Below are 26,003 nucleotides of genomic sequence, written 5' to 3'. Positions count from 1 at the left end.
TGCCCCCTTTCACCGCTCCCCCTCTCACCGGTACTCCGAAAGCCTGCGCCCGATGCCCAGCAGGGCGCCCGCCGCGGCCAGCACCGCGAGGACGCCCGCGCCCGCGGGGAGCCCGCTCATCGCGTCCCGGCCGTTGCCCGCCGCCTGCTTGAACTCACTCTCCTCGTGCGTCAGCGCCGCCGCGAGGTTGGTGTCCACGCCGTCGAAGCACTCACCGGTCGGCTTGTCGGCCGCCGAACCGATCACCTTGTCCAAAGCGCCCTGGTAGTCGCCCGAGTCGTCGGCCGTGCGGGCCTCCTGGTGGCGGGACTTCCAGACCTTCATGTTGGCCGTCGCGGCCTCGACGGGCTTCTTGCCCGCCGTGTCGTCGGCGAGGCCCTCGGCCACCGCCAGGCCCTTGGTGAGGGTCTTCATGTCCTGCTGGAAGTCGTAGTCGTAGAGGTCCATGACCTCCGTCGCGGACACCTGCTTGGTCTCCGCGCCCCGGCTGACCAGCGTCAGGTTCTCGTTGCCCCGCGCCTTCAGGGAGGCGATCCGGGCGTCGTGCAGCACGTTCAGTGAGCGGACACCGTGGTCGTACGAGGAGTTCAGCCCGGCCCGGGCCACGCTGTGCCCGACCACCAGCCAGAGCAGCACCACCGCGGAGGCGGCCGTGGCGGCGACCAGTCCCTGGTTCAACACCCGGTTCGTACGGTGGTAATGGCGCCGCTGGGCCCAGAAGAGCCCGCCGAGCGCGAGGACGCCGAGACCGATCGCGGCCCACGGGTAGGGCTTCGCGTCGGCGTAGTCGGCGCTCAGCCGGGCGTTCTCCCGCTTGTAGAGATCCTCGGCCGCGGGGAGCATCTGCTGCTGCATCTTCTCGTTCGCGTACCGCAGATACGCGCCGCCGAGCGGATAGCCCTGCCGGTTGTTGGCGCGGGCCCGCTCGATCAGGCCCTTGTACTCCGGCAGCAGCTTGTTGAGCTTGGCGATCGTGTCCGTGGACGGGGATCCCGGATCGGAGTTGGCGGCGGCGGTGATGAGCCCCTGTGCGGCCGTCCGGATGTCCTTCTCGTACCGGTCGCGGGTGTCCGCGCTCTCCTGGCCGCCCGCGAGGAACCCGCTGGAGGCCGCGGTGTTGGCGTCCGCGAGCGAACGGTAGATGTCCGCGGCGCCGGCGCTCAGCGGCTGGCTGCTGTGCAGCACGTCGTCCGCCGCGCTCGAACGTTCCGTCATCTGCCAGGCGGTGACCGCGCCGAACGCGACGACCAGGAGGGCGAGGACGGCGCCGATGAGACGCAGCCGGCCCGGTTCCGTCGTCGCCGCGGCGCGCAGGCGGTCCACGCCCTCCGCCCACGCGGTGCGGCGTGCGGGGGCGGCGTCGGGCGCGGTGGGTCTGCCCGGTGGCGAGGGGGGCCCGGACCGCGGCGCCGCCGCTGTCGCCGTCGCGCCGTACTGGGCCGCTGCCGCGCCGGACTGCGGCGGGACGGCCGGCATCGTGGGCGTGGCCGGCTGCCCCGGTGGCGCCGGGCTGCCCTTCGGCGGGTGTGTCACTTGACCTCCCCCATGGTCATCCGTCGGTCACCTCCCCCGCGTGCGCGGGAGCACGAAGAGAGGTGCACGGCCGCAAGTATCGCCGCCGGGACTGACATCCGCACAGGCCTTGACTCGATCTTGTTCGGATTGCAGCCCACCCTTCGTACAGCGGTGGCCCGTTCGGACGGCAGCGCGATGCGCGGGCGCTCCGCGCTGTCCCCCCGACCATGAATACGCGGCCCGTGTGTGTTCGGTTCCCTTTCGAATGTGCCGGTATTGGGGTGTGTGCGAGGGGTGGTCCTTTTGGGTGCGGGTGAGCGGGGGCTGGTCGCCCGGTTCCCCGCGCCCCTAAGAGCCTGTGGACGTCCGGCGTTCGGTGCGGCTCAACCCCCCTCGTAGAAGGCCCGTACGCGGGTGTGGACCTCGGTGGGGGCTTGGATGTGGTCCAGGCCCAGAAGGGCGGCGCCCAGCACGGGGCGGGACGAGATCACCTGGGGGACCGCCTTGGGGGCCTGGGCCGAGAGGAGTTCGCGGATCCGGTCGTCGAGTTGGGGATGGCGGGCGGCAAGGACGCTGCCCCCCAGAAGGACGGGGGTCTCCTCGGCGAGGAGGTCGAGGCGGGTCAGAGCGACCGCGGCCATCGCGACGACCTCGTCCGCGAGCCGGTCCACGAGAGCGCGAGCGACCTCGTCACCCTCCGCCGCCGTCGCGAACAGCACCGGAGTCAGTTCATGCCGGCGGTCGTGCTCGATGTGCTCCAGGTGCAGCGCCTCGATCAGGGCGTACATGGAGGACAGACCGAAGTGGGCCGGGAGGGTGTGGGACAGGGCCGTGGGCCCGCCCCGGCCGTCCTCCGCGCGGGCCGCGAACCACAGGGCCTCCTCCGCCAGGCCCCAACCACCGCCCCAGTCCCCGGAGATCCGGCCGAGCGCCGGGAAACGGGCGGTGCGGCCGTCGGGACGCATGCCGACGCAGTTGATACCCGCGCCGCACACCACGGCGACCCCGCGCGGCTCCGCTATCCCGGCGCGCAGGATCGCGAACGTGTCGTTGCGCACCTCCACGCTCGTGCCCCACGCGCGCGCGTGCAGCGCGGCCGCCAACTGCTCCTCCTCCACCGGAAGATCGGCGTTGGCGAGGCAGGCCGAGACATGGGCCACGGAGTCGACGCCCGCCTCGGCGAAGGCGCGGGCGACGGCCTCGCCCACGGTGTCCACGGCCGTGGCGACCCCGACCGTCGGCGGCCGGAATCCCCCGCCGCGCGCGGCCCCGACTATTCGCCCGTCCACGGACACGACAGCGACGTCGGTCTTGCTGTTCCCCGCGTCGATGGCCAGGACCATGCCCGCGGGGCCGGATCCGGCGGCCGTCCCGGCGCCGGGTCCGGATGACGTCATGCCCACGCGAGGTGCTCCCGGTTGTGCGCGATCAGTTGGTCGGTGAGGGCGTCGGCGTACTCGTACTGGCCGATGAGGGGGTGGGCGAGGAGGGTCCGGAAGACCCGGTCGCGGCCGCCGCGCAGGGCGGCTTCCAGGGCCAGGTCCTCGTAGGACGTCACGGCCGCCATCAGCCCCGCGTACAGGGGGTCGACCGGCAGGACCGGCAGGGGCGTCGGGCCGTGCGGACCGACGGCCGCCTGCACCTCGATGACCGCGTCGTCCGGGAGGAAGGGCAAGGTGCCCTTGTTGTAGGTGTTGACCACCTGGTAAGGGCTGCCGCCCCCGCCGAGCAGCGCGGCGGCGAGGTCGACGGCCGCCTCGGAGTAGTACGCGCCGCCCCGCTTGGCGAGCAGCTCCGGCTTCTCGTCGAGCGCCGGATCGCCGTACATCTTCAGCAACTCCCGCTCCATCGCGGCGACCTCCGCCGCCCGTGACGGCTTCGTCCGCAGCTCTCGTACGACCTCGTCGTGCGCGTAGAAGTAGCGCAGGTAGTAGGAGGGGACCACGCCCAGGCGGTCCACGAGGGTGCGCGGCAGGCGCAGGTCGTCGGCGATCGTGTCGCCGTGTTCGGCCAGCAGCTTCGGCAGGACGTTCTCGCCCTCGGGGCCGCCGAGGCGCACCCCGGTCTCCCAGCTGAGGTGGTTGAGACCCACGTGGTCCAGATGGACGTCCACGGGGGCGACCCCGAGCATCCCGGCGAACTTCCGCTGGAAACCGATCGCCACGTTGCACAGCCCGACCGTCCTGTGGCCCGCCTGGAGCAGCGCGCGCGTCACGATCCCGACCGGGTTGGTGAAGTCGATGATCCAGGCGTCGGGGTTGGTACGGCGGACGCGCTCCGCGATGTCCAGCACCACCGGCACCGTGCGCAGCGCCTTCGCCAGACCGCCCGCGCCCGTCGTCTCCTGGCCGATGCAGCCGCACTCCAGCGGCCAGGTCTCGTCCTGCTCGCGGGCCGCCTGGCCGCCGACGCGCAGCTGGAGCAGGACCGCGTCGGCGCCCTCGACACCCGCGTCCAGGTCGGAGGTCGTGACGATCCGGCCGGGGTGCTCCTGCTTGGCGAAGATGCGTCGCGCCAGGCCGCCCACCAGCTCCAGGCGGTCGGCGGCCGGGTCGACGAGGACCAGTTCCTCGACGGGCAGGGTATCCCGCAACCGGGCGAAGCCGTCGATGAGTTCGGGTGTGTAGGTCGACCCTCCGCCGACCACGGTGAGTTTCATGTGTGTCAACCCTTCACTCCGGTGAGCGTGACGCCTTCGACGAACGCCTTCTGTGCGAAGAAGAACACGAGGATCACGGGGGCCATGACCAGCACGGTCGCGGCCATGGTGAGGTTCCAGTCGGTGTGGTGCGCGCCCTTGAACGACTCCAGGCCGTAGGAGAGGGTCCAGGCGCCGGGGTTCTCGGAGGCGTAGATCTGCGGGCCGAAGTAGTCGTTCCAGGCGTAGAAGAACTGGAAGAGGCCCACGGCGGCGATCCCCGGCTTCGCCATCGGCAGGACGACCTTCAGCAGGGTCTTCAGGTCCCCGCAGCCGTCGACCTTCGCCGCGTCGAGGTACTCGTTCGGGATGGTCATCAGGAACTGGCGGAGCAGGAAGATGGAGAACGCGTCACCGAAGGCCATCGGGATGATCAGCGGCCACAGCGTGCCGGACAGGTCCAGCTGTTTCGCCCAAAAGAGGTACATCGGGATGATGACCACCTGCGGTGGCAGCATCATCATCGAGATGACCAGCATCAGTGACAGGTTCCGGCCGCGGAAGCGGAACTTGGCGAGGGCGTACGCGACGGGGATCGACGACACGACCGTCAGGACGGTGCCGGCACCGGCGTACAGCAGGGTGTTCTTCCACCAGGTGAGGAAGCCGGGGGTGTCGAAGACCTTGCGGTAGTTGCCCCACTCCCAGGTGTGCGGGATGAGATCGCGGCTGAGTGCCTGCGAGTCGCTCATCAGGGAGGTCAGGAAGACGAAGACGAAGGGGAGGACGAAGAAGAGGGCGGCGGCCACGCCCAGGGCGTGGATCGCGACCCACTCCAGGAGCGCCTTGCGGCGGGCGGTGCGCTCGGCGGGCGAGACCGGGGCCCGCAACTCCACGGGCTTGTCGAGTACTTGTGTCATGGCTGTCAGTCACCTGCCTGGATGAGACCGCCCCGGCGCCGCATCAGGAACGCGGTGAACACCATGGACAGGGCGAAGAGCACGAGCGCGACCACACAGGCGGAGCCGTAGTCGAAGCGCTGGAAGCCGAGGTTGTAGACGAGCTGCGGCAGGGTGAGCGTCGACTTGTCGGGGTAGCCGGGCTCGAACTGCGTACCGGCGCCCTGGATGACGCCCGACGCGACCTTCCCGGCGATCAGTGGCTGGGTGTAGTACTGCATGGTCTGGATCACGCCGGTGACCACGGCGAACATCACGATCGGCGAGATGTTCGGCAGCGTGACGTACCGGAACCGCTGCCAGGCCGAGGCACCGTCCAGCTCCGCCGCCTCGTACTGCTCCGTCGGTACGTCGAGCAGTGCGGCCATGAAGATGACCATCAGGTCGCCGATGCCCCACAGGGCCAGCAGGGTGAGGGCCGGCTTGGACCAGCTGGGGTCGTTGAACCAGCCGGGGGCCGGGATGCCGACCTTCTCCAGGATCGAGTTGACCGGTCCCGTACCGGGATTGAGGAGGAAGGCGAAGGCCATCGTCGCGGCGACGGGCGGGGCGAGGTAGGGGAGGTAGAAGAGGGTGCGGAAGACACCCGTGCCCGTCTTGATCTTCGTGATCAGCAGGCCCACGCCGAGTCCGAAGACGACTCGCAGGCTGACCATGACCAGCACCAGCCACAGGGTGTTGCGCAGCGCGGGCCAGAACAGCGGGTAGTGCTCGAAGACGTAGGTCCAGTTCTTCGTCCCGCTCCACGTCGGCGGTGTGAAGCCGTCGTAGTGCATGAACGAGAAATAGACGGTCGAGAGCAGCGGATAGGCGAAGAAGACGGCGAAGCCGATCAGCCACGGCGACATGAAGGCGAGGGTGCGCAGCGCCGATCGGCGCCGCTTCGATGCGAGGGTGACGGTGCTCATGTCCGTGCCCGTCTGCTACTTCGCCTGCGCGATGTCCGTGTCGATCTGCGCGGCGGTCTTCTGCAGACCCGCCTTCAGATCCTTCGCCTTGCCGCTCTCGTAGTCGTATCCGAACTGCTGGAGCGTCACGAGGTAGGTGCCGCCGTTGATGGACGCGGGAGTCGTCGTCGAGTTCGGGTTCGAGGCGATGTCCAGGAACGTCTTGAAGCGCGGGTCGTACTTCAGCTTCGGCGACTTGAGTGCGGCCAGCGTGGAGGGCACATTGTGAATGGCGTTGGCGAAGCCGACCACCGCGTCCGTGTCCGTGGTCATGTATTTGACCAGTTCCCAGGCCGCGTTCTGCTTCTTGCTGGTGGCCGCGATGCCCGCGATGGTGCCGGTGATGTAGCCCTTGCCGTACTGGTCGGCCTGGTCGTCGGGAACGGGCAGCGGGGCGACACCGATCTCGAAGTCCGGCCCCGCGTCCTCGGCCATGCCGAGCCGCCATTCGCCATCCATTTGCATGGCGACCTGGCCGGTGTGGAAGGGGTGCTTGGGGCCCCATTCGTCACCGAGCTTGGAGCGGTACTTCTCCAGCTTCTGGTAGCCGCCGAGTTCGTCGACGAGCTTCTTCTGGAGGGTGAATCCGGCGGTGAAAGCGGGGTCCTTGGCGAGGTTCGACTTGCCGCTGCTGTCGAAGTACGTCGGGGAGAACTGGCCGAAGTAGTGCTCGGTGGTGGACTCCCAGCCGTGGTAGTTCGGCATGAAGCCCAGCTGGGAGTAGGAGTCGCCGTTGGAGACGGTGAGCTTCTTCGCGTCCGTCTCGAATTCGGACCAGGTCTTCGGGGGGCTGGAGATCCCGGCCTTCTTGAATTCGTTCTTGTTGTAGTAGAGGCCGTACGCGTCACCGAGCAGCGGAACCGTACAGCGGTTGCCGTCGAACTGGGTGTACTCGTTCATCGCCTTCGGGAAGGTCGTCGCCGGGTCGATTCCCGCCTTCTTGAAGAAGGGGTTGAGATCGACAAGGGCGCCGGAGGAGCAGAACTTGCCCACGTTGTTGGTGGTGAACGAGGAGATCACGTCGGGAGCCTTGTCGCCGCCGGAGCGCAGGGCCTGGTTGATCTTGTCGTCGGTCATGTTGGCGACGATGTTGACGTGGATGTTGGGGTGCGTCTTCTCGAAGCCCGCGACCAGGGCCTTCACACCCGCGATCTCGCCGGGCGCGCTCCAGGCGTGCCAGAAGTTGATCGTCGTGTCCTTGGAGGCGTCGTCGCTCGCGCCCGAGGACGACTGGCCGGTGCAGGCGGTGGTGAGGAGGGCGAGCGAGGCGGAAGCGGCGAGAGCAGTGGCGACTTTCCTGGATATTCCGGGCATGACGGGGTCTCCCTAGGGCAGGGCAGCGGTGGTGGTGGTGTTCGCGGAACGATGCGCGGGACGGTTCGTGGGACGGGGGAGTCGGTCGAGGGGCAGGACTCAGCGGGAGGTGTCGAAGGCCTCGTCGCGGGTGGCCGCCAGCGCGCTCTCCAACGCGCCGCGCAGCACGGGGTGTTCGTGTACGTCGCCGACCACGAGGCGCGGTCGGGAGGCGGCCAGCTCCTCCAGCTCGGCCTGCACCAGGACGCGCAGCGGTTCGCCGCCGGCGGTGAGCGAGGCGCCGCTGAGCACGACGAGTTCGGGGTCGAGCACGGAGACGAGTGAGGCGAGACCGGTGGCGAGACCGGTCGCGTACGTCTCCAGGAGCCGCAGGTGCGGCCCCTCGTTGATGCGGGCGGCCTGTTCGACGAGGGCGGCGGCGACCTCGGCGTAGGGCCCGGTCGGCACCGGCTGGATGCCCAGCTCGCGGGCGAGCTGGGGAATGGCCTGGGAGCCGGCCAGCTCCTGGTAACCACCGCTGTTGGCCTTGGTCACCTGGCGCACGAGGGGTGCGCCGGGCACGGGCAGGAAGCCGACCTCGCCCGCGCCGCCGGTCCAGCCGCGGTGCAGTCGGCCGCCGAGGACGAGGGCGGCGCCGAGGCCGCCCTCGTTCCAGAGCAGTACGAAGTCCTCGTGTCCGCGCGCCGCCCCGAGCCGCTGCTCGGCGATGGCCACCAGGTTGACGTCGTTCTCGTACTCGACGGGCATCGGCAGCGCGGCCGCGAGCTCGTCGAGGAGGCTGGGGGAGTGCCAGCCGGGCAGGTGGGAGGCGTACCGCAGCCGCCCGGTGTTGGGGTCGAAGGCGCCGGGCGTCCCTATGACGAGCCGGTGCACGTCGCCACGGGCCAGCCCCGCCGCCTTCACCGCGCCGTCGAGGGCGTCGGTGACCTGGCGTACGACGGGCTGCGCGGGGCGCCGACCGGGAGTGATCAGCTCGTACTCGCCCACCGTCCGTCCCGTCACATCGGCGACGGCGGCGAGGATGCGCTCGGGGGTGACGTCCAGGCCCGCTGCGTGGGCGGCCCTCGGATTGACGGCGTACAACTGGGCGTTGGGTCCCGGGCGCCCCTCGCTCGTGCCGGTGGCCAGCACGAGTCCGGCGGCCTCCAGTCGGGCGAGGAGCTGGGAGGCGGTGGGCTTGGACAGCCCGGTCAGCTTCCCGATCCTGGTCCGCGAGAGCGGTCCGTGCGCGAGCAGCAGATCGAGGGCGGCGCGGTCGTTCATGGCGCGCAGGACGCGCGGGGTGCCCGGCGTACCGGCGGATCCTGCCATGTTTGTCGACACCTGCCTTTCAACTGCCCAGTCGCTCAGCTTCCCAGGGTGGCCGTGGGGAAGTCCACTGAAGTCCACTGCAAGATCATTGTTAGGAAAGTTTCCTATTGGTGGGAGGACGGTAGGCCGCGGGTCGCGGAGGCGTCAAGAGAAACCGCCCCCGAGGCAACAGAGTCGTTACCTGGGCCGGAGGTCCGCATCCTCGCCCCGGACTTCCCCGGACGCACGAAGTCGCCCCCGCCGCAGACGAATCCGTCTGCCGCGGGGGCGACCTGGGGTGAGTCGGGGGAGGGCCCGTCCTCGGTTACTTCACGTCGACGTAGTCGCCCGTGGCCGTGGCGGCGCCCGTGGTGGAGGTGCCCGCGAACTTGTAGCGGTAGGAGCCGTCGGCCGAGGCCTTGACCGTGGTGGTGAGGGCGCCCGAGGTGCCGGAGGTCACCGTCTTGACCGTCTTGTACGCGTTGGCGCCCTTGGCCTTGAACTGGAGGGCGACCGGCTGGCCCTGGTAGCCGGAGTACTTGCTGGTCTCCCAGTTGGCGCGGGTCAGCGCGCCCTTGACGGTGAGGGTCCTGCCCTTCGTCACCGGCTCGGGGGTGGCGTTGGTGGTGAGCTTGGCGGCGCGCTTGACCTGGACGGAGCCGAGGGGGCCCCAGAGGTCGAAGCCGTACTCCGTGCTGATGTGACCGTCGGAGGCGTCGTTGTCCTGGGATGTGCGGCCGTAGAAGCCGGCGGCCTTCCAGGTGGTGGCGTCCGCAGCCTCGTACAGGTAGTCCTGCGGGGCGAGGGCGATGACCTCCGTGCAGGACTCCGTGACCGTGGTGGCGGTCGTGGTCGTCGCGGTGCAGTTCGGGACGTCGTCGGGCTCCATCTCGTTGTAGATCTTCGAGAGGGAGGCGCCACGGTAGAGCGTGATGCCCGCGGCGCTCGTCTTGTAGTCGATGACGAAGTCGGCCGGACGGGTCAGGGTGTACGTGATCGGGACCTTCACCGTGCTGGTGGTGCCGACAACGATCGCCTTGCCGTTGTTGACCACCACCTTGGAGAAGGTGAGGTCCGGCGTGGCGGCCGACGCGGACGGCACGGCCAGGGCGGACAGGGCCAGGGCGCCGGAAACGGCGGCGCCGATGGCGAACTTGCGCATGGATTCCCCACATTCGAAGCGGGCCCCTGGGCGTGTAGCTCCAGAACAAGGGCTCGCTGTTGGGGCGACAGTAGACGGTTGCGGGATGTGGCCGGAATGCGGGGGACATGTGAAGAGGGTTAATTCCGAGGGCGTCCTCCAGGCACATCACGGCTTCGTCACGATCGGCAGACGTGCAGGTGGGAGAGGGTGCGGGACTTTGAGATGATCTGCCCCGTCGGGAACCGTGATGTGCCCTCAAGGGGGGATGGTGACGGGGTCGATATCCGGTCACCTTCACAGGTTCCTGTTCATAGGATCCGGCCACATGAGAGTGAACCGTTTGGGGCGGGGTGGGGCGGGGCGGGGGCCTCGCCCATGAGGCTCGTGAAGCTGCTGATGGCGTGCTGGCGCGCGGCCGCGGCCAAGTGTGTGTCGCTGGCGCTCACCATGATGTTCATCGACCTGGTGAACGACGGTTTCACGTGGGATTCCGTGAGCGGGGAACTGGTCTTCGGTCCTCTGATATGGGGGATCCTCACGTTCGCGGTGGCGGTGGTCGGGGTGTGGTCGCTGCGGCGGCGGGCCGGCGCGGCCGGCATCCCGCTCTCCGACGAGGCGCTGGACGACCGGCAGACGCACGTATTGCGCCCGGTGCCGGTCTCGGACGGGTGGCAGGAGCGGGTCCGCGAAAGGCTGGCGGTGTCGGAGCGGGCGTTCCTCGTCGCCGAGAAGGGCCAGGAGGAGATCCATTTCCGGTGGCGTCCCGGGCGGGGGAAGCAGTCCGTCTGGGGATCGATGTCCTTCGACGCGCCCTCGGGAGACGTCGTCCTCGACGTCCGGGACGGTGAGGGACTCCTGGGGGTGGCCGGACTGGGCAAGGGGTCCTCGTTCGCCGCGGTGTGTCAGATAGCCGGGGCGACCGGGCTGGAGTCCGGGACCGCCCGTGGATGAGCAGTCGTGGTACGGCGTCCGGTGCGTCTTCCGCCATCGTGAGCTGGGCGTCTACGAGGAGCGGGTGACGCTGTGGACCGCCGGCTCCCTGGACGATGCCATCGGCTGCGCGGAGGCCGAGGCGGGTGAGTACTGCGCGGCACTGGAGGACACCGACTACACCGGTTTCGCCGAGGCGTTCAGGATGGACGGGGTGCCGGGCGTGGGGGTGGAGGTCTTCTCCCTCATGCGGGAGAGCGAACTGTCTCCCGATTCCTACGTGGGGAAGTTCCACGCGACGGGGCGCGAGCGGACCGGTTGACGGCTGAGCGCGGGTCCTGGCGCGCTGAAGTGCGCCCATGCGGTGGGGGCGAGGCGGAGTATCGGGCCATCGGGGTGCCTGGAGTCGCGGATGGCCATGGGGCCGGGGATGGTGCGGGCGACTTCGACGCATTCGCCGTCGAGTCGGCTGTGACTGGACTTCACGAAGTTGAAGTCGGGCAGGGAGGTGTCGCCCGAAGCCGCACCCGTTCGGCTGATGCCGGAGCCATGGGCCTGCTCATGCGCGCGCCGGAGCTGTGGGCTTGCTCATACGTGTGAGGGGGCGGTGCCCGGAACATCCGGTGCCGCCCCCTCGCACGTACGGCCAGGGCCTACTTCGGCGCGCTCGACGCGGCCGGGGCCGCGGCGGGGGCCGGGATGGGGGCGGTCGCCTCCGACTGGGGGGAGGCCGGGTTGCCGAGGACCGACGGGGCCGCCACCGCGGCGGTCGGGTCGACGGGCTCCTCCTCCGTGGGCACCGTGGGGCCCCCGACGATGCGGATGTCCGCGGCGTCGAAGGCGCGCTTGATGCGCCAGCGCAGCTCGCGTTCGACGCTCATCGCCTTGCCGGGCATGGTCTTCGCCGAGACGCGGACGACCATCGAGTCGAGCAGGACGCTGTCGAGGCCCAGGACCTCGATCGGGCCCCACAGGCGCTCGTTCCAGGGCTCTTCCTTGGTCATCGCCTCGGCGACCTCGTCGAGGGTGCGCTTCACCTTGTCCAGGTCCTCGTGCGAGCGGACCGTGACGTCGACGCCGGCCGTGGCCCAGCCCTGGGAGAGGTTGCCGATGCGCTTGACCTCGCCGTTGCGGACGTACCAGATCTCGCCGTTGTCGCCGCGCAGCTTCGTCACGCGCAGGCCCACCTCTATGACCTCGCCGGAGGCGACGCCCGCGTCGATCGTGTCGCCGACGCCGTACTGGTCCTCAAGGATCATGAAGACGCCGGAGAGGAAGTCCGTGACCAGGTTGCGGGCGCCGAAACCGATCGCCACACCCGCGACACCGGCGGAGGCCAGCAGCGGGGCCAGGTTGATCTGGAACGTGCCCAGGATCATCAGCGCGGCGGTGCCCATGATCAGGAAGGAGGCGACCGAGCGGAGGACCGAGCCGATCGCCTGCGAGCGCTGCCGGCGGCGCTCGACGTTCACCAGCAGGCCGCCCAGGGCCGTGCCGTCGACCGCCTGGACCGTGCGGGTCATGCGATCTATCAGCTTGGTGATCGCCCGCCGCACCACCACTCTCAGTACCCCCGCGATCACCAGGATCAGCAGGACGCGCAGACCGATCGCCAGCCACGTGGACCAGTTCTGCTGGACCCAGCTGGCGGCGTTGGTCGCGCTCTGCTGGGCGTCCTGAAGCGTGGCGGTCGTCGGGTCCGTCGTCGCCGAGGGGGACGGCGACGGGGTGGACCCCGAGGCCAACAGGGCGGTCAAGAACACGGAAGGTACCTCCAGGCGTAGCGGTCCGCCCGCGGCTCGGGGACATGTGAGGGCAGCGGCGGGCAGAACCACCACACTAACGGGGCATCGTGTGTGGATCGTTGCAATGTTCGAGGGAGAGACCGTACTCACCTGGGGATGAAAGAGGGTGTGGTCGAAAACACTCCCAGCCCGTTACCGGGACATGGTGGCGCTTCCACCAGGCAAGAGGGGAGACTGACTGCAGATCGTCCCGGCGCGAGCCACGCGCCGCCGGCGTACAAGGAGGCATCCGTGCCGCACGTCCTGGTCCTCAACGCGTCGTACGAGCCACTCGGCGTCGTACCGCTCCGCCGCGCGCTCGTCCTCGTCCTCGAGAACAAGGCCATCTGCCTCGAGGAATCCGGCGCCTTTATGCACAGCGCAACCGTTACTGTCCCCGCGCCCAGCGTGGTCCGGCTGAAGAGGTTCGTACGGGTCCCTTACCGGGGGCCCGTTCCGCTGACCCGTCGGGCACTGTTCGCCCGCGACGGCGGCCGGTGCATGTACTGCGGTGGCGTCGCAACCAGCGTCGACCACGTCATCCCGCGCTCCCGCGGAGGTCAGCACGCCTGGGACAACGTGGTGGCGTCATGCCGCCGCTGCAACCACACCAAGGCCGACCGCCACCTGGTCGAGATCGGCTGGCGCCTGCGCCACAAACCCGCCCCGCCGACGGGGCTCGCCTGGCGCATCATCGGAACGGGGCATAGGGACCCGCGCTGGCTGCCCTACCTGCAGCCGTACGGCGCGGAGGATGCGATGGCCCGGATCGACGGCATTTCCGCCTGACGATCCGGGCCTTTGTGTTCCCCCGGCCCCGGGACCCGTGGTCCGCCCCGTGCGGCCCCGCGTCAGCCGCGGGGTCCTTCGGGGCGGGCGCCGCGCACCGCGTAGAGTGCCGAGCCCAGTACGTAGAGTGCGAGGGCGGCGGCCCAGGCGCCGGCCTGTGGGCCCGTCTGCATGGGCCAGGTGAGGATTGTCTCCCCGCTCATGCGCGGCGAGGCGGCCGACAGGTACACGGCGCTGAAGTACAGCATCGTCGGCATCCAGCTCGCCCGGGCGCCGAACAGAACCGCCCCGGCCGCCGTGATGCCGACGGCGCCCAGTGTGTTGCGGACCATCCCCGCTGAACCGAACACCTGTGCTTGTCCCGGTACGGCGAGCGCGAGCATCGTCGCCGCGAGCGCGGTGAGGACCAGCAGATGAGCCAGGCGCCTCGGCCACCAGGGGCGTACGGCGGTGTCGTCCAGGTCCCGCGCGTACGAGTGGAGGCTCAGCCCGATCGCCGCCGAGGCCAGCAGCGGGGCGAGGGAGAGCAGCGGGACCCTGCGGTACGGGTCGAGGAAGGCGTCCGGGCGGCCCGCGACCCAGAGGGTGAGAAGGGCGGCACAGGCGAACGCGGCCAGGGTGGTCGGGAGGCCGCGGGAGCGGGCGTAAAGGGCGAGCGCGGTCGGCGGGGTGACGCTGCGCGGGGAGTTCACGGGGACGGGACCTCGCTCGGGTTCGGGTCGCAGTCGTGGGCCGTGGCGAAGTAGCGGCTGAGCAGGGCGCGGCGCTCGTCGTCGGTCATGGCGGTGAGGTGCGCGTACGCCCTGTCCTCGGCGCGGAACGTCGCGAGTTCCTTCGTGTCACCCTGCTGCCGGGCGACCGCCACCTGGCGCTCGCGCAGGTTCTCGTGACCGGAATCCGGGGCCAGCCAGCGCAGGACCACCGTGTCGGTGACCCGCACCCGCTGCGCGGACGGCGGCTCCTCGCACTCCGGGCGGACCAGCAGCGTGGCGGCCTCCCAGGCGTACCGCTCCGGATCGGTCACCTTGCCGCGGACGGCGCTCCAGCCGAACGGGGTGAGCATCGGCAGTTGTGCCTCGTCCTCGCGCGAGGAGCGCGGCAGATCCTCGAAGCGCACCGGCAGGTTGCGCACGCCCTTCAGCCGGCCGGTGAGACCGGACAGCGCGCGGGCCACGTCCGGCAGCATGCCCGGGTGGACGGCGTTGACGCAGACACGCGGGGTGGTGGAGTCGTCGCACACCTGGCGGTGGGCGAGCGGGTTGTCGCGCAGCATGCCGTCGCCCGTGTGGACCAGGACGACCGCGGCGCCGAACGCGGCCGCGAGCGGCAGCAGCGCGGTGGCCCGGCGGTACGCGGCATGGGCCAGGGCCGCGGTGGCGGCGAGCCCGGCCGGCCACAGGGCCGATACGAGCGGGTACCACCAGACCGGGACCTCGTCGTCGCCGACCAGGCTCAGGTAGGCGGGGGCGAGGCCGTGGAGGTCCGACTCGGAGAGACCGAGGGTGCCGTACAGGACGTATCCGCAGATCGCGAGCGTGGGAGCGGTCAGCCGCCAGGGCAGCAGCCGCCCGGCCACCTGACCGAGTAGCGTGCACGCGGCGATCGAGAGCGCGGCCCCGGCGAAGACGGTCGGGACCGGGCCGCCCGCCGACGCGTACGGCGCGCAGGCGAGCAGCACGCCGGCCACCGCCACGAGGTAGGCCGCCGCCAGCCAGCAGGCGAGCGGCAGGGCGGCCGTCAGGAGCTGGGCGAGCGGGGTACGAGCGGTCGAGGCCCGCAGCTCCGTCATCCGCAGCCGCCGCTCCCGGCCGCCCTGCCATGCGCCGGCCGCGAACGCGAACGGAACGCCGATCACGCCGGCCGCGGTGCTCAGCTTGCCCGTCGTCACACCCCAACTGCCCTGCCACTGCGCCGATGTGGCGGCGAGCGTCCAGGAGAGAGCGAGCAGCAGTGCCCCGGCCGCCCAGGGGGCGAACCCGCGCAGGGACTCGACGCGGAGGGGGTGGGGGGCGGAACCCGCTCTCCGGGCGGGCGCCTCCCGGGGCGGCGCGTGCTCCTCGTGGGGCTGGATGCGTACGTTCACCGGGCGGCCCCCGTCGAGGCGCGGTGGCCGCGCAGGACCGTGGTGTAGCCGCGCTCGATCGCGTTGCCGTCGGACGCGTGGCCGTCGGCGCCGATGGCGGCGAGGGACTGGGGTGTCCCGCGGTAGGCGACGTGGCCGGCCTCGATCAGGGTGACGTCCGTGCAGGCCGCGGCCACGTCCTCCACCAGGTGGGTGGAGACGATCACCGTGGCGGTCCGGCCCAGCTCGCGCAGCAGCGCCCGGAACTCCACGCGCTGCTCGGGGTCCAGACCCGCGGTGGGTTCGTCGAGGAGCAGGACGCGGGGGTCGTTCACGACGGCCTGGGCGATGCCGACGCGCCGGATCATGCCGCCGGACAGCGTTTTGACCTTGGCGTCGATACGGTCGGCGAGCCCGACCCGGGCGACGGCGCGCTCGACCGCGGCCGGGGCGGCAGCGGCCGGTACCTCCTTCAGCCAGGCCACGTACGCCACGAACTCCCGCACCGTGAACCCCGGGTAGTACCCGAAGTCCTGCGGCAGATACCCCAGTTCGCGGCGGACCGCAGCGCGCTTGTGCCGGTGACGGAGGTCGTTGCCGAGCATCCGCACCCGGCCCGCGGTGGGCTCCGCGATCGTCGCCAGGACCCGGATGAGGGAGGTCTTGCCCGCGCCGTTGGGGCCGAGCAGACCGTGGACGCCGGGACCGAAGTCCAGGTCGACGGCGTCCAGTGCGGTGGTCCTGCGGTGCCGCACGGTCAGCCCCGAGACCCGTATGGAGGCGGTCGCGGTACCCATGGCGTCGTCCGTCGTCGAAGTGCCGGGCCTGCCAAGGGGGTTCACATCGTCTCCAGACGGTCATACGCGGAACGGCGCGCGGCGAGGAGGAGGGCACAGAGCGCGGCCGCGGCCGCCCAGCCCCACTGCGGCGAGGCTCCGGTGAAGTAGAGGGAGAGTTGCTGCGCGAGACGGGCCGTCAGGCCGGGGTCGGGGGCCGTGAGGAGGGGCGCCGCAAGCGCGAGCAGCCAGCCGCCGCCGACCACCGCGGAGGCGGTACGGCAGCCCACGTATCCGGACAGCGCGAGCGTGGCCAGTGTCAGGGCGAGCGCGGGCAGCAGCCAGGCGGCCGCCGCGGGTGCCTGCGGCAGGCGCGGGTCGGTGGCGGGGAGCAGCAACCCCGCCAACGTCAGCAGCGGCACGCTCACCGCGAGTACGGCGGCCGTCCGCATCAGCATCAGCCGCAGGCCGCCGGAGGGCGATGTCGCGACGATCTCGTGCAGTGGATCGGCGTGCCGCCCGTAGGAGAGGGCGACCCCCGCCACGGGCACGATCGGAGCCACGGCCAGCAGCAACGGCCGTGTGCCGTCGAACCCGCCCCCGTAGGCGAGCGCGAGCGCCCCCACGGCGACCAGCGCGACGGCCCCCGCCCAGGCCCCGCGCAGGGCGGGCCCGGCCGCCCAGAGGATCCACCCGAGCCGCCCCCCGACGGCTCGGGGGCGCCTTGAGGCGGCGGGTGCGGGCGGTGCGGTCGGTGCGGTCGGTACGGGGGGTGCGATCGGTACGCCGGGTACGGAAGGTGCGGGCAGTACGGAAGGTGCGGTCGGTACGGAAGGTGCGGTCGGTACGGCGGCGGGGGTCGGCGCCGTCGCGGAGGGCGAGGTGGCCGTCGCGTGCCTGGCCGCCGTGGCCGGTGCCGACTCGAGTACCGCCGTCAGCACCGCGTCCCGCACCTCCGCGAGCACCGCCCCCGCCGCCCCCTCCCGGGCCGCGCGCGAGACCCGCGCGGCGCACGTGCCGCAGCCTTCCAGGTGTTTCTCCAGGGACCAGGCGTCCGTCTCAGGAAGGGAACCGTCCGAGTAACGGGCGACGACGTCGTCGGGCGCGTGCCAGCCGGTCATGCCGTGCCTCCCAGCAGCGATGGGTCCAGGAACGGGGCCGAGGGCGGATTCAGGTGCGCGAGCGCCGCGCGGAGTTCCGCGCGGGCGCGCCTCGCCCGGGTCTTGACCGTGCCCTCCGGGATACCGAGCAGCCGGGCGGTCTCGCGCGTGGTCAGCCCGTCGACGACCGTGGCGCGCAGCACCTCGCGGAGTTCGGGCGAGATGCGGTCCAGGGCCGTACCCACGTCCCCGTACTCCAGGCCCGCCAGTACGCGCTCCTCGGCGGAGGGCGCGGGCACGGGCGCCGTGTACTCGACGCGCTCGGCCCGCTCCTGCACCCGCCGCGCGTCGACGAGCCGTCGCGCCGCGATCGTCCACAGCCAGCCGCCCGCCTCCGCGCCGCGGTGCGCGGCCGCCGACCGCCACACGGTCACGAAGGTGTCCTGCAACACCTCCCGCACGACCTCGGGATCGCCGCACCGCCGGGTCAGCCGTGTGTGCAGCCACCCGGCGTGCCGGTCGTACAGCGCGGCCATCGCCGCCGAGTCCCCGTCCGCCACGGCCCGCAGCAGCGCCGCGTCCGTCACGTCCTCCCGGTGGCCCCCCATGGGGCGGAACAGTCTCACACCCTGTCTATCGGCCCCCGCGAACCCATCGGTTCACACCACGGCACATCGCTTCACGGCAGTCCCGAGCAGTCCCGAGCAGTCCCGAGCAGTCCCGAGCCGTCCCGAGCAGTCCCGAGCCGTCCGGCGCGCCGCGTACTCCGCCGCGTCCCCCGCTCCGCGTCCCGCACGCCGGCACTCGCGCGCCCGCGCGCTGTGCCGGGCGCCCCCGCGCCGGGTACGGTCTGTGACCAAACGCACCTTGTCCGTCCTCGTACGTCTGCCCCGGCGCCCGCTGGGTAGAGCTGCCGTAACCCGCTTCCCGCCGTACGACGACAAGGAGACCCCCGTGGCCGCATCGGCACACCTTCTGCTCTCGGCCCTCTCCAAACGCCCGACGGAGCCCTCCGTCGAGCCCCACGTGTGCGTCTTCAGCGCCGAGGGCTCCTCCGCCGAACCGCCGCTGACCAGCGAACCTCCCCTCCCCGACGCCGAGCCGCTGACCAGCGAACCGCCGCTGGCCGACGCCGCGCACCTGACCAGCGAGCCCGTCTCCACCGGCGCCGCCACGGACATCTCGGGGGTATAGATGGCGCCTCGCCCGCCCGCGGACCGCTCGCCCGCCGGCTCCTCGCCGGCCGGCCCTCCCGACCCGCACGCACCGCTGGCGCGGCTCGCCGCACTGCACGGCGTCGCCACCTCCTACCGCCCCTCCCCGGACCGTACGGTCGCGGCCACGGACACCGCGGTCGCCCTGGCCCTGGCGGCGCTCGGCGTCGACGCGAGCAGCCCGGACGCCGTCCGCGCGGCCCTCGCCGCCCGGGAGGCCGAGACACGGGAGCGGCTGCTGCCGCCGACGGTGGTGTGCTGGGGCAACAGCCCGCCCGCCGCGCTCGCCGGGCTGCCGACCGGCACCCGGCTGCGCATCACCACCGAACAGGGCGAGACCCGCGCCGCCGCCGAGCAGCTCCCGCCCGGCGTCCACACCCTGCACGCCACCGCCCCCGACGGCCGCACCGCCGAGGCCCACCTCGTCGCCGCCCCCGCCCGGCTGCCCGCGCCGCCCGGACGCACGTACGGACTCCTCGTCCAGCTCTACTCCCTCCTCTCCCGGCGCTCCTGGGGCATGGGCGACCTCGGCGACCTCGCCGAACTCACCGCCTGGGCGGGCCGGGCGCTCGGTGCAGGATTCGTGCAGGTCAACCCCCTGCACGCGGCCGTACCCGGCATCCCCACCGACCCCTCCCCGTACCGGCCCTCCTCCCGCCGCTTCCCCGACCCGGTCCATCTGCGGGTCGAGGACATCCCCGAGTTCGCCTACGTCGACGATCCGGGCCGGGTGGGGGCGCTGCTGGAGCGTGCCGGGCGACTGCGCGAATCCGTGCTCCACAAGGGCGCGTTGATCGACCGCGACGCCGTGTGGGAGCTCAAGCGCGAAGCGCTGGAACTGGTGCACGAAGTGCCGCTCGGGCCCGGCCGACGCGCCGCCTACGTCGACTTCCTCGCCGAGGAGGGCGAGGCGCTGGAGGACCACGCCACCTGGTGCGCGCTCGCCGAGGCGTACGGCCCCGAGTGGCAGCGGTGGCCGGTGGGCCTGCGTGACCCGCGCTCACCCGAAACCACCCGCGCCCGCGGCGAGTTGATGGATCGCGTCGACTTCCACAGCCGCCTCGCCTGGCTCACCGATGCCCAGCTCGCCACCGCCCAGCGCTCCGCGCGCGACGCCGGGATGGCGGTGGGCCTCGTGCACGACCTCGCGGTCGGCGTGCATCCCGGCGGAGCCGACGCCTGGGCGCAGCAGGAGTACTTCGCGGCCGGCATGTCCGTCGGCGCGCCCCCGGACGCCTTCAACGCACGCGGCCAGGACTGGGGCCTGCCGCCCTGGCGCCCGGACCGCCTCGCCGCCTCGGGCTACGCCCCCTACCGCCGCCTTCTGCGCGCCCTCCTCCGGCACGCGGGCGCCCTGCGCATCGACCATGTGATGGGCCTGTTCCGGCTCTGGTGGGTGCCGCAGGGACAGCCGCCCACCGAGGGCACGTACGTCCGCTACGACGCCGAGGCCATGCTCGCGATCCTGACCCTGGAGGCCTCGCGGGCCGGGGCCCTGGTGATCGGCGAGGACCTCGGCACGGTCGAGCCCGGCGTACGCGAGACGCTGCACGAGCGCGGGGTGCTCGGCACCTCGGTGCTGTGGTTCGAACGGGACTGGGACGGCGACGGGAAGCCTCTGCCCCCCGAGCGCTGGCGCCCCGACTGCCTGGCCACCGCCACCACGCACGACCTGCCGCCCACGGCCTCCCGGCTCACCGGCGACCACGTCGAACTCCGCGACCGGCTCGGCCTGCTCACCGGCTCCCTGGAGGACGAGCGGACCGCGGCCACGGCGGACACGGGGGAGTGGCTGGCGCTGCTCGCCCGCCTCGGGCTGCTGCACGGGGCGGGCGACGCGGGTTCGGCGGTGTCGGAGGAGGCCGAGATCCAGGCCGTGCACCGCTTCCTGCTGCGCACCCCGGCCCGCATGATCGGCGTGTGGCTCCCGGACACGGTCGGGGACCGGCGACCGCAGAACCTGCCGGGCACGTGGGACCAGTACCCGAACTGGCGACTGCCCATCGCCGACGCGGAAGGCCGCCCGGTGACCTTGGAGGAGCTGGCGGCCTCGCCCCGGCTGTACGCGTTGATCGACGTGCTGCGGGGACGGTCCGGGGGGTGGGCGTGGTGGACGTGATGGCCGCGTGAGCGATGAACGGGGGAGCGATGGACCGGGGGAGCGATGAACGGGGTGACGGTGGGAGTGCGCGTGGGCGTGACGGAGGCGTGTGAGCGGGCGTGACCGAGACGGGTGAGCGGGGCGTCCAGGCGGGGGTGCGGCCTCCGTACGGCACCCCGGGCGCGCGACTCATTCAGGTGTTCGCTACGTTTGCACCGTGGACAAGAAGAACGCCCTGCGCGCCGGCGCCCTGGCTTCCGGTACGACGCTGATGATGCTGCTCATGTCGTCCCCCGCGCTCGCGCTGACCCGCGACGACGGTGACGACCCCGGCAAGGGCCTGAGCGTGATCGAAACGCTCGGCCTCTACGTCGTGACGCCGATCGTCCTGTTCCTGGTCATCGCGGGCCTCGTGATGGTCCTGGACAAGTCCGACAAGCAGCCGAAGCGGACCTGATTCCGGCTCGCTTCCTGAAGCCCCGGCCGCACGCCGAGGCCTGGATCCTTCTCGATCGAGGGAGTCCGCGCACCCACCGGGTGCGCGGACTCCCTCGACGTGTTTTCGGGGAAGCCTTTTCGGGGTCCGTCACGGATGCGGCGCCGTGAGATAGCGCTGCACCGTCGGGGCCAGCCACGCCACGACCTCTTCGCGGGGCAGCGCGAGGGCGGGCGGGAACCGCAGGACGTAGCGGGCCATCGCCATGCCCAGCACCTGTGAGGCGGTCAGCGCGGCCCGGGCCGGCGCCTGCTCCGGGTCGGGGCACACGCGCAGCGCGACCGGCATGAGCTGGTCCCGGAAGATGCCCTGCATGCGCGCGGCGCCGTCCGCGTTGGTCACACCGACCCGCAGCAGCACGGTGAGGACCTCGTTCTCCTCCCAGAGATCGAGGAAGTGGCTCACCAGGACGCGGCCCACCTCGTGCGCGTTCAGCCCGTCCGGGCCCGGCAGCCGCAGGTCGACGTCGAGGACCGCGGCGAACAGTCCTTCCTTCGAGCCGTAGTACCGCATCACCATCGACGGATCGATCCGCGCGTCCTTGGCGATCGCGCGGATCGTGGCGCGCTCGTAGCCGTCGGCGGCGAAGCGTTCGCGCGCGGCGGTGAGGATGGCGGTGCGGGTGGTGTCCGAGCGGCGGGCCGCGGGGGACGGGGCGGGTGCGGGGAGTTCCTTGTCGGGCATGTCAACAACTGTAGGCCAACGGTTGTTGACAGTCCAGAGTGGGCTCCCTATGTTGGTAAACAAGCGTTGGCCAACAAACGTTGACCAACAGTGCGCCAGGCATCCGCGTACCGGGTCGGGCGGGTCTTCCTCGCCGGTGACGCCGCCCACGTCCACACCCCGGCCGGCGGGCTGGGCATGAACGCCGGCCTCCAGGACGCGGCGAACCTCAGCTGGAAGCTCGCGCTGGTCGTCAACGGCCACGCGGACACGGGCCTGTTGGACACCTACCAGGCCGAGCGTCACCCCGTCGGCAAGGCGGTGCTGCGCAGCAGCGGCGGGATCGTCCGGCTCGCGATGGCCAAGCACCCCTGGACGCTGGCGCTGCGCTCCGCGCTCACCATGGTCCTCAATGGCGTCGGCCCCGTGGGCCGGAAGGCGGCGGGTCGGATCACCGGCATCGGTTTCGCCTACCGGGCCCCGCGCGGCTCTCACGCCCTCGTCGGCACCCGGGTCCCCGACGTTGCCCTGAAGGACGGCCGCCTCTACGAGGCCCTGCGTGGCGGCCGGTTCGTCCTCGTCGCACCGACGGCGGCCGTCCGGGCGTACGGCCTGGACGACCTGGACGGCCGCAAGGACCGTCTCACCGTGGAGGGCTGGGCGAGTGACCGGCGTACGACCCTGCTGGTGCGGCCCGACGGATATGTGGCCTGGGCCGCCGAATCCCCTGACGCGGCGGCCGTCGAGAGGGCGTTGGCGGCGGCGCTGGGCGAGGATCGGTCGTCGAACTGATCACTCACCGGTTCCGCCGCCTGGACCGCCGCGCTGCTGCTGATGGCACTGGCTCAGGTCCTGGGCCGGCTCGCCGTGATACGCGTCAGGTCGAGCCGGGTCGCCATGGCGAGCTGAGGTCCGCAGGGCCGGGCTCGGCCGGCCCGGCCGAGACCCTAGGCGCCGGTGCCCAACAGCAACTCGCGCAACAGGGTGGCCAGTTGACCGGCCCGCTCCTCGTCGAGGTGGGCCAGGGCCTCCGTCTGGACGGCGAGTCCCGCGACGACGGCCTCATCGATGAGCCGCAGCCCCTTGTCCGTGAGCGTCACCTGGAGTCCGCGCCGGTCGTGCGGGTCCGGGGAGCGCCGTAGCAGCCCAGCGCGTTCCAGCTTGTCCAGGCGCCCGGTCATTCCGCCGGTGGTGAGCATGAGCGTCGCCGAGAGCTGCCGGGGCGAGAGGGTGTACGGGGCGTCCGAGCGACGCAGGGTCGCGAGCACGTCGAACTCCCCGCGCGAGATCCCGTAGGGCGCGTACGCCTTCTCCATCCGGTCGCCCATCGTGCGGGCGAGCCGGAAGACGCGGCCGAAGACCTCCATCGCGGCGGTGTCGAGGTCCGGACGGACGGTGGCCCACTGCTCGATGATCGCGTCGACCGGGTCCTGGGGCGTCTCCATGGGGGCGAGTATCCGCCGAGGGGTCGATTGCCCGCAAGAAAGTAGCTGGCGAGGGAGTAGCTGACGAGGAAGTTGCTTTGAGGTGAGTCGCTTTGAGGTGAGTTGTTCAGTGAAAAGTAGCTTGACTCAAAGCTGCTTAGAGCTAAGCTACTTTCCACTGGCCTACTTTGGAATCGGGTGCCCTCATGGCCGCGAACGCGAACCGTCCCGCTCTCATAGCCCTGACCGCGCTGGCCCCCGTCTCCTGGGGCAGCACCTACGCCGTCACCACCGAGCTCCTCCCCGCCGACCGCCCCCTGTTCACCGGGGTGATGCGAGCCCTGCCCGCCGGGCTGCTGCTCCTCGCGCTGGCCCGGGTGCTGCCGCGCGGCGCCTGGTGGGGGAAGGCGGCGGTGCTGGGCGCGCTGAACATCGGCGCCTTCTTCCCGCTGCTGTTCCTCTCCGCGTATCGGCTGCCCGGCGGCATGGCGGCGGTCGTCGGCTCGGTCGGGCCGCTGTTCGTCGCGGGCCTCGCGGCGCTGCTGCTCGGTGACCGCCCGACCCTGCGGACGCTCCTGACCGGTATCGCCGCGGCCCTCGGTGTCAGCCTCGTCGTGCTGAAGGCGGCGGGCGCGCTGGACGCGGTGGGGGTCCTCGCGGCGCTCGCCGCGACCGCGTCGATGTCCACCGGCACGGTGCTCACCAAGCGGTGGGGCCGGCCGGACGGGGTCGGTCCGTTGGCGCTCACCGCCTGGCAGTTGACGGCGGGCGGGCTGCTGATCGTCCCGGTCGCCCTCCTGGTCGAGGGCGCGCCGCCCGCGCTGGACGGCCGGGCGGTCGGCGGATACCTCTACCTCGCCCTGGCGAACACGGCGGTGTCGTACTGGCTCTGGTTCCGGGGCATCGGCCGGCTCAGCGCCACCCAGGTCACCTTCCTCGGCCCGCTGTCGCCGCTGACCGCGGCCGTCATCGGCTGGGCGGCGCTGGGGCAGTCGCTGACGCCGGTGCAGGTGGCGGGGATGGCGCTGGCGTTCGGAGCGACGGTGTTCGGCCAGGTCGGGCCACGTCAGCTCGGGCCGCGTCAGCTCGGGCCGCGGGGCGGGCGGCCGGCTCCCGCTGGATCGTTCAGTTCTTCTGAAAGGAATGATCGAAAAGATTCGATAGACGTCGCCTGCGCCGGGGTGCTGCTCGGTGACCGCCCGCACCGGCATGTGGTGGCGGTGCGGCGTGGGGTGGAGGAGGGTGCGGCGGTGGGGCGGGTGCTGGAGGCTTCGCGGGAGGCGGCTGCGGGGCTGGGGGAGCGGCGATAACGTCACGTCGTCCGCGCGTGACGTAATTCCCGTCCCCCAACCCCCATCCCCCAACCCCCGATTCCCGATTCCCGATTCCCGGATTCCTGGAGGTTCCTGTGGTCGACGGTGTGTGTCCTGGCTGCGGGAAGGCGCTGGCCGGGCGGACCGGGCGCAAGGGGCGGAGTTCCGTGTACTGCTCGGCCGCCTGTCGGCAGAGGGCGTACCGGGAGCGGCGGGCGGCGCCCGCGGACACCGCTCAGGGGCTCATCGAGGAGGTCGGGCGGCAGGTCCGTGAGCTGGTCCCGGCTCCGCCCGCCGTCTTCTACTCCGGGGTGAGCGAGCTGGCCACCTCCGTGGGACGGTTGCGGCGTATCGCCCGGACGGCCCGCGACACGGCGGATCCCGGTACGGCGGACCCCGTCATGGACGAGCGCGTCATGGACGAACCCGGTGCGGTGGATCTCGTCACGACCGGCACCGTTACGGAAGTGGGCCTCGCGGAGAGCGACTTCGCCGCGCTCGTCGAGTCGTACCGGCGCGAACTGCGCGTGCACTGCTACCGGATGTCGGGCTCGTACGACGATGCCGAGGACCTCGTGCAGGAGACGTTCCTGCGGGCCTGGCGGGCCCGGGACGGGTTCGCGGGGCGGGCGAGCGTACGGACGTGGCTGTACCGGATCGCCACCAACGCCTGCCTGGACTTCCAGCGGCGCACGGCGCGCCGCCCACAGCGGTACGAGCCGCTGCCCGGGATGAACCACGGCGGCGCCGAGCCCCCGGCCCGCATCACCTGGCTCCAGCCCTACCCCGACGACGACCTGCCCTCGACCGAAGAGCAACCCGACGCGCTGGCCGTCTCCCGGGAGACCATGGAGCTCGTCCTCCTCGCCGCGATCCAGCATCTGCCGCCCCGCCAGCGCGCCGTCCTCGTCCTGCGCGACGTCCTGGGGCTGGCCGCCGCGGAGACCGCCGCGGTACTGGACATGACCGTCGCCTCAGTCAACAGCGCGCTGCAACGGGCCCGGCCCACCCTGCGCGACCACCTGCCCCGCCGCCGCGCCGAGTGGACCGCGGAGGCGGACGTCCGTGAGCGCGAGATCCTGGCGCGATACATGGCCGCCGCCGAACGCCTCGACCTCACCGAGGTCGCCACCCTGCTCAGCGAGGACATCACGCTCACCATGCCGCCGAACCCGTTCTGGTTCGTCGGCCGCGAGGCGCTCGTGGAGTTCCTGTCCGTCAGCCTCGACCCCGCCTCCCCGATGTTCCTCGGCCACTGGCGCCACCTGCCTGCCCGCGCCAACGGGCAGCTCGCGGCGGGGGGTTACGTCCGGCGCCCGGGTACGACCGTCTACCGCGCACAGGTCCTCGACGTCCTCCGTATCGAGGGCGACCGGATCGTGGAGATCACCTCCTTCGAGCCGCATCTCTTCCCGGCGTTCGGACTGCCGCTGCGGCTGCCCGCCGACCGATGAGTGAGAGACGGCGCGTACGTCTGCATGACCGACTCGTACGGCTGACTCGTACGGCCGATTCGCACGGGCCGCTCCGACAACCCACCTCAC

At 71.7% G+C, this 26,003-nt stretch carries 25 protein-coding genes and 1 pseudogene; 9 read left to right on the top strand and 17 right to left on the bottom strand.

The genetic code is table 11. From position 1 onward, the window contains the following. Positions 1 to 24: 24 nt before the first annotated feature. The 8 genes from ACIRA5_RS08050 to ACIRA5_RS08015 all read right to left on the bottom strand — a co-directional run bounded on the left by ACIRA5_RS08050 (position 25) and on the right by ACIRA5_RS08015 (position 9,825). Positions 25 to 1,533, bottom strand: a complete 1,509-nt coding sequence (locus ACIRA5_RS08050; protein ID WP_403688465.1) for a hypothetical protein — start codon at positions 1,531 to 1,533, stop codon at positions 25 to 27. 365 nt (positions 1,534 to 1,898) lie between these two features. Further along, a complete protein-coding gene (locus tag ACIRA5_RS08045; RefSeq protein WP_403688464.1) occupies positions 1,899 to 2,912 on the bottom strand; it encodes an N-acetylglucosamine kinase in 1,014 nt (337 codons plus the stop codon). Next, positions 2,909 to 4,174: a 6-phospho-beta-glucosidase gene (locus ACIRA5_RS08040; RefSeq protein WP_351698626.1), complete on the bottom strand. Its 1,266-nt coding sequence runs from the start codon at positions 4,172 to 4,174 to the stop codon at positions 2,909 to 2,911. The genes ACIRA5_RS08045 and ACIRA5_RS08040 overlap by 4 nt, the downstream gene beginning before the upstream one ends. Positions 4,175 to 4,179: 5 nt before the next feature. Beyond that, the gene (locus ACIRA5_RS08035; RefSeq protein WP_067370324.1) at positions 4,180 to 5,073 is read right to left on the bottom strand and encodes a carbohydrate ABC transporter permease; all 894 of its coding nucleotides are present in this window, start codon (positions 5,071 to 5,073) and stop codon (positions 4,180 to 4,182) included. A gap of 5 nt (positions 5,074 to 5,078) precedes the next feature. Next, the gene (locus ACIRA5_RS08030) at positions 5,079 to 6,020 is read right to left on the bottom strand and encodes a carbohydrate ABC transporter permease (protein WP_403688461.1); all 942 of its coding nucleotides are present in this window, start codon (positions 6,018 to 6,020) and stop codon (positions 5,079 to 5,081) included. Positions 6,021 to 6,035: 15 nt separating this feature from the next. Next, positions 6,036 to 7,373, bottom strand: coding sequence for an ABC transporter substrate-binding protein (locus ACIRA5_RS08025; RefSeq protein WP_403688460.1), 1,338 nt, complete (start codon positions 7,371 to 7,373; stop codon positions 6,036 to 6,038). A gap of 99 nt (positions 7,374 to 7,472) precedes the next feature. Further along, the gene (locus ACIRA5_RS08020) at positions 7,473 to 8,684 is read right to left on the bottom strand and encodes an ROK family transcriptional regulator (RefSeq protein ID WP_403688457.1); all 1,212 of its coding nucleotides are present in this window, start codon (positions 8,682 to 8,684) and stop codon (positions 7,473 to 7,475) included. 304 nt (positions 8,685 to 8,988) lie between these two features. Then, positions 8,989 to 9,825 carry a hypothetical protein gene (locus tag ACIRA5_RS08015; protein ID WP_403688455.1) on the bottom strand — a complete coding sequence of 279 codons (837 nt, stop codon included), beginning with the start codon at positions 9,823 to 9,825 and terminating at the stop codon, positions 8,989 to 8,991. Between the two features lie 357 nt (positions 9,826 to 10,182). Between ACIRA5_RS08015 and ACIRA5_RS08010 the strand changes: the two genes are divergently transcribed. Together ACIRA5_RS08010 and ACIRA5_RS08005 are read left to right on the top strand one after the other, a co-directional pair. Next, complete coding sequence (locus ACIRA5_RS08010) at positions 10,183 to 10,758, top strand: hypothetical protein (RefSeq protein ID WP_403688453.1); 576 nt, start codon at positions 10,183 to 10,185, stop codon at positions 10,756 to 10,758. Further along, complete coding sequence (locus ACIRA5_RS08005; RefSeq protein WP_403688451.1) at positions 10,751 to 11,059, top strand: hypothetical protein; 309 nt, start codon at positions 10,751 to 10,753, stop codon at positions 11,057 to 11,059. Before ACIRA5_RS08010 ends, ACIRA5_RS08005 begins: the two co-directional genes overlap by 8 nt. Here ACIRA5_RS08005 and ACIRA5_RS08000 read toward each other — a convergent pair. Together ACIRA5_RS08000 and ACIRA5_RS07995 are read right to left on the bottom strand one after the other, a co-directional pair. Beyond that, positions 11,014 to 11,223 carry a DUF397 domain-containing protein gene (locus ACIRA5_RS08000; protein ID WP_403688449.1) on the bottom strand — a complete coding sequence of 70 codons (210 nt, stop codon included), beginning with the start codon at positions 11,221 to 11,223 and terminating at the stop codon, positions 11,014 to 11,016. The two genes, ACIRA5_RS08005 and ACIRA5_RS08000, sit on opposite strands and share 46 nt — an antisense overlap. 167 nt (positions 11,224 to 11,390) lie before the next feature. Then, a complete protein-coding gene (locus tag ACIRA5_RS07995) occupies positions 11,391 to 12,500 on the bottom strand; it encodes a mechanosensitive ion channel family protein (RefSeq protein ID WP_403688447.1) in 1,110 nt (369 codons plus the stop codon). 273 nt (positions 12,501 to 12,773) lie between these two features. Here ACIRA5_RS07995 and ACIRA5_RS07990 point away from each other — a divergent pair, with 273 nt between their 5' ends. Beyond that, positions 12,774 to 13,310 (top strand): HNH endonuclease, encoded by a 537-nt coding sequence (locus ACIRA5_RS07990; protein WP_067370302.1) that lies wholly within the window; start codon positions 12,774 to 12,776, stop codon positions 13,308 to 13,310. 62 nt (positions 13,311 to 13,372) lie between these two features. Here the strand turns inward: ACIRA5_RS07990 and ACIRA5_RS07985 are convergent, their stop codons facing one another. Genes ACIRA5_RS07985 through ACIRA5_RS07965 form a run of 5 tightly spaced genes read right to left on the bottom strand, consistent with a single transcriptional unit; the run spans position 13,373 to position 17,856 of the window. Then, positions 13,373 to 14,002, bottom strand: coding sequence for a hypothetical protein (locus ACIRA5_RS07985; RefSeq protein ID WP_403688444.1), 630 nt, complete (start codon positions 14,000 to 14,002; stop codon positions 13,373 to 13,375). Further along, the gene (locus ACIRA5_RS07980; protein ID WP_403688441.1) at positions 13,999 to 15,393 is read right to left on the bottom strand and encodes a hypothetical protein; all 1,395 of its coding nucleotides are present in this window, start codon (positions 15,391 to 15,393) and stop codon (positions 13,999 to 14,001) included. The genes ACIRA5_RS07985 and ACIRA5_RS07980 overlap by 4 nt, the downstream gene beginning before the upstream one ends. Then, on the bottom strand, positions 15,390 to 16,169 hold the full coding sequence (locus tag ACIRA5_RS07975; RefSeq protein ID WP_403688439.1) for an ATP-binding cassette domain-containing protein: 780 nt from the start codon (positions 16,167 to 16,169) through the stop codon (positions 15,390 to 15,392). Before ACIRA5_RS07975 ends, ACIRA5_RS07980 begins: the two co-directional genes overlap by 4 nt. Positions 16,170 to 16,210: 41 nt before the next feature. Beyond that, the gene (locus ACIRA5_RS07970) at positions 16,211 to 17,269 is read right to left on the bottom strand and encodes a zf-HC2 domain-containing protein (protein WP_403688437.1); all 1,059 of its coding nucleotides are present in this window, start codon (positions 17,267 to 17,269) and stop codon (positions 16,211 to 16,213) included. Beyond that, positions 17,266 to 17,856: an RNA polymerase sigma factor gene (locus ACIRA5_RS07965; protein ID WP_352051002.1), complete on the bottom strand. Its 591-nt coding sequence runs from the start codon at positions 17,854 to 17,856 to the stop codon at positions 17,266 to 17,268. Before ACIRA5_RS07965 ends, ACIRA5_RS07970 begins: the two co-directional genes overlap by 4 nt. Before the next feature lie 346 nt (positions 17,857 to 18,202). Here ACIRA5_RS07965 and ACIRA5_RS07960 point away from each other — a divergent pair, with 346 nt between their 5' ends. From ACIRA5_RS07960 to ACIRA5_RS07950, 3 genes are all read left to right on the top strand, one after another. Then, a complete protein-coding gene (locus ACIRA5_RS07960; protein ID WP_067370291.1) occupies positions 18,203 to 18,442 on the top strand; it encodes a hypothetical protein in 240 nt (79 codons plus the stop codon). After that, the gene (gene malQ / locus ACIRA5_RS07955) at positions 18,443 to 20,581 is read left to right on the top strand and encodes a 4-alpha-glucanotransferase (protein ID WP_403688434.1); all 2,139 of its coding nucleotides are present in this window, start codon (positions 18,443 to 18,445) and stop codon (positions 20,579 to 20,581) included. It begins immediately after the preceding gene. Positions 20,582 to 20,780: 199 nt separating this feature from the next. Then, entirely contained in the window at positions 20,781 to 21,020 is a 240-nt protein-coding gene (locus tag ACIRA5_RS07950) for a hypothetical protein (protein ID WP_054231770.1), read from the top strand. Positions 21,021 to 21,149: 129 nt separating this feature from the next. Here ACIRA5_RS07950 and ACIRA5_RS07945 read toward each other — a convergent pair whose 3' ends face one another. Then, complete coding sequence (locus ACIRA5_RS07945) at positions 21,150 to 21,743, bottom strand: TetR family transcriptional regulator (RefSeq protein WP_403688431.1); 594 nt, start codon at positions 21,741 to 21,743, stop codon at positions 21,150 to 21,152. Positions 21,744 to 21,836: 93 nt separating this feature from the next. Between ACIRA5_RS07945 and ACIRA5_RS07940 the strand changes: the two are divergent. Next, positions 21,837 to 22,514, top strand: a pseudogene (locus tag ACIRA5_RS07940) (FAD-dependent monooxygenase); the annotation flags it as partial. Between the two features lie 155 nt (positions 22,515 to 22,669). Here ACIRA5_RS07940 and ACIRA5_RS07935 read toward each other — a convergent pair. Next, positions 22,670 to 23,167, bottom strand: coding sequence for a MarR family winged helix-turn-helix transcriptional regulator (locus ACIRA5_RS07935; RefSeq protein ID WP_403688428.1), 498 nt, complete (start codon positions 23,165 to 23,167; stop codon positions 22,670 to 22,672). A gap of 185 nt (positions 23,168 to 23,352) precedes the next feature. On the opposite strand from ACIRA5_RS07935, the gene ACIRA5_RS07930 reads away from it, so the two are divergent. After that, entirely contained in the window at positions 23,353 to 24,456 is a 1,104-nt protein-coding gene (locus ACIRA5_RS07930) for an EamA family transporter (protein ID WP_403688426.1), read from the top strand. A 98-nt stretch (positions 24,457 to 24,554) separates the two neighbouring features. After that, on the top strand, positions 24,555 to 25,913 hold the full coding sequence (locus ACIRA5_RS07925; RefSeq protein ID WP_403688424.1) for a sigma-70 family RNA polymerase sigma factor: 1,359 nt from the start codon (positions 24,555 to 24,557) through the stop codon (positions 25,911 to 25,913). Positions 25,914 to 26,003 lie beyond the last annotated feature (90 nt).

Origin of the sequence: Streptomyces sp. NPDC096311 (assembly GCF_044763085.1) — a bacterium.
Taxonomy (GTDB): domain Bacteria; phylum Actinomycetota; class Actinomycetes; order Streptomycetales; family Streptomycetaceae; genus Streptomyces.
The sequence above is the reverse complement of the archived record's forward strand: the minus strand, read 5'-3'. Positions and strand labels throughout refer to the sequence as shown.

Bases quoted from the DNA above. Each gene is read 5' to 3' on its own strand.
- ACIRA5_RS08045 (WP_403688464.1), bottom strand. From the start codon at position 2,912: ATGACGTCATCCGGACCCGGCGCCGGGACGGCCGCCGGATCCGGCCCC.
- ACIRA5_RS08040 (WP_351698626.1), bottom strand. From the start codon at position 4,174: ATGAAACTCACCGTGGTCGGCGGAGGGTCGACCTACACACCCGAACTC.
- ACIRA5_RS08035 (WP_067370324.1), bottom strand. From the start codon at position 5,073: ATGACACAAGTACTCGACAAGCCCGTGGAGTTGCGGGCCCCGGTCTCG.
- ACIRA5_RS08030 (WP_403688461.1), bottom strand. From the start codon at position 6,020: ATGAGCACCGTCACCCTCGCATCGAAGCGGCGCCGATCGGCGCTGCGC.
- ACIRA5_RS08025 (WP_403688460.1), bottom strand. From the start codon at position 7,373: ATGCCCGGAATATCCAGGAAAGTCGCCACTGCTCTCGCCGCTTCCGCC.
- ACIRA5_RS08020 (WP_403688457.1), bottom strand. From the start codon at position 8,684: ATGGCAGGATCCGCCGGTACGCCGGGCACCCCGCGCGTCCTGCGCGCC.
- ACIRA5_RS08015 (WP_403688455.1), bottom strand. From the start codon at position 9,825: ATGCGCAAGTTCGCCATCGGCGCCGCCGTTTCCGGCGCCCTGGCCCTG.
- ACIRA5_RS08010 (WP_403688453.1), top strand. From the start codon at position 10,183: ATGAGGCTCGTGAAGCTGCTGATGGCGTGCTGGCGCGCGGCCGCGGCC.
- ACIRA5_RS07975 (WP_403688439.1), bottom strand. From the start codon at position 16,169: ATGGGTACCGCGACCGCCTCCATACGGGTCTCGGGGCTGACCGTGCGG.
- ACIRA5_RS07970 (WP_403688437.1), bottom strand. From the start codon at position 17,269: ATGACCGGCTGGCACGCGCCCGACGACGTCGTCGCCCGTTACTCGGAC.
- ACIRA5_RS07965 (WP_352051002.1), bottom strand. From the start codon at position 17,856: ATGGGGGGCCACCGGGAGGACGTGACGGACGCGGCGCTGCTGCGGGCC.
- malQ (WP_403688434.1), top strand. From the start codon at position 18,443: ATGGCGCCTCGCCCGCCCGCGGACCGCTCGCCCGCCGGCTCCTCGCCG.
- ACIRA5_RS07945 (WP_403688431.1), bottom strand. From the start codon at position 21,743: ATGCCCGACAAGGAACTCCCCGCACCCGCCCCGTCCCCCGCGGCCCGC.
- ACIRA5_RS07935 (WP_403688428.1), bottom strand. From the start codon at position 23,167: ATGGAGACGCCCCAGGACCCGGTCGACGCGATCATCGAGCAGTGGGCC.
- ACIRA5_RS07930 (WP_403688426.1), top strand. From the start codon at position 23,353: ATGGCCGCGAACGCGAACCGTCCCGCTCTCATAGCCCTGACCGCGCTG.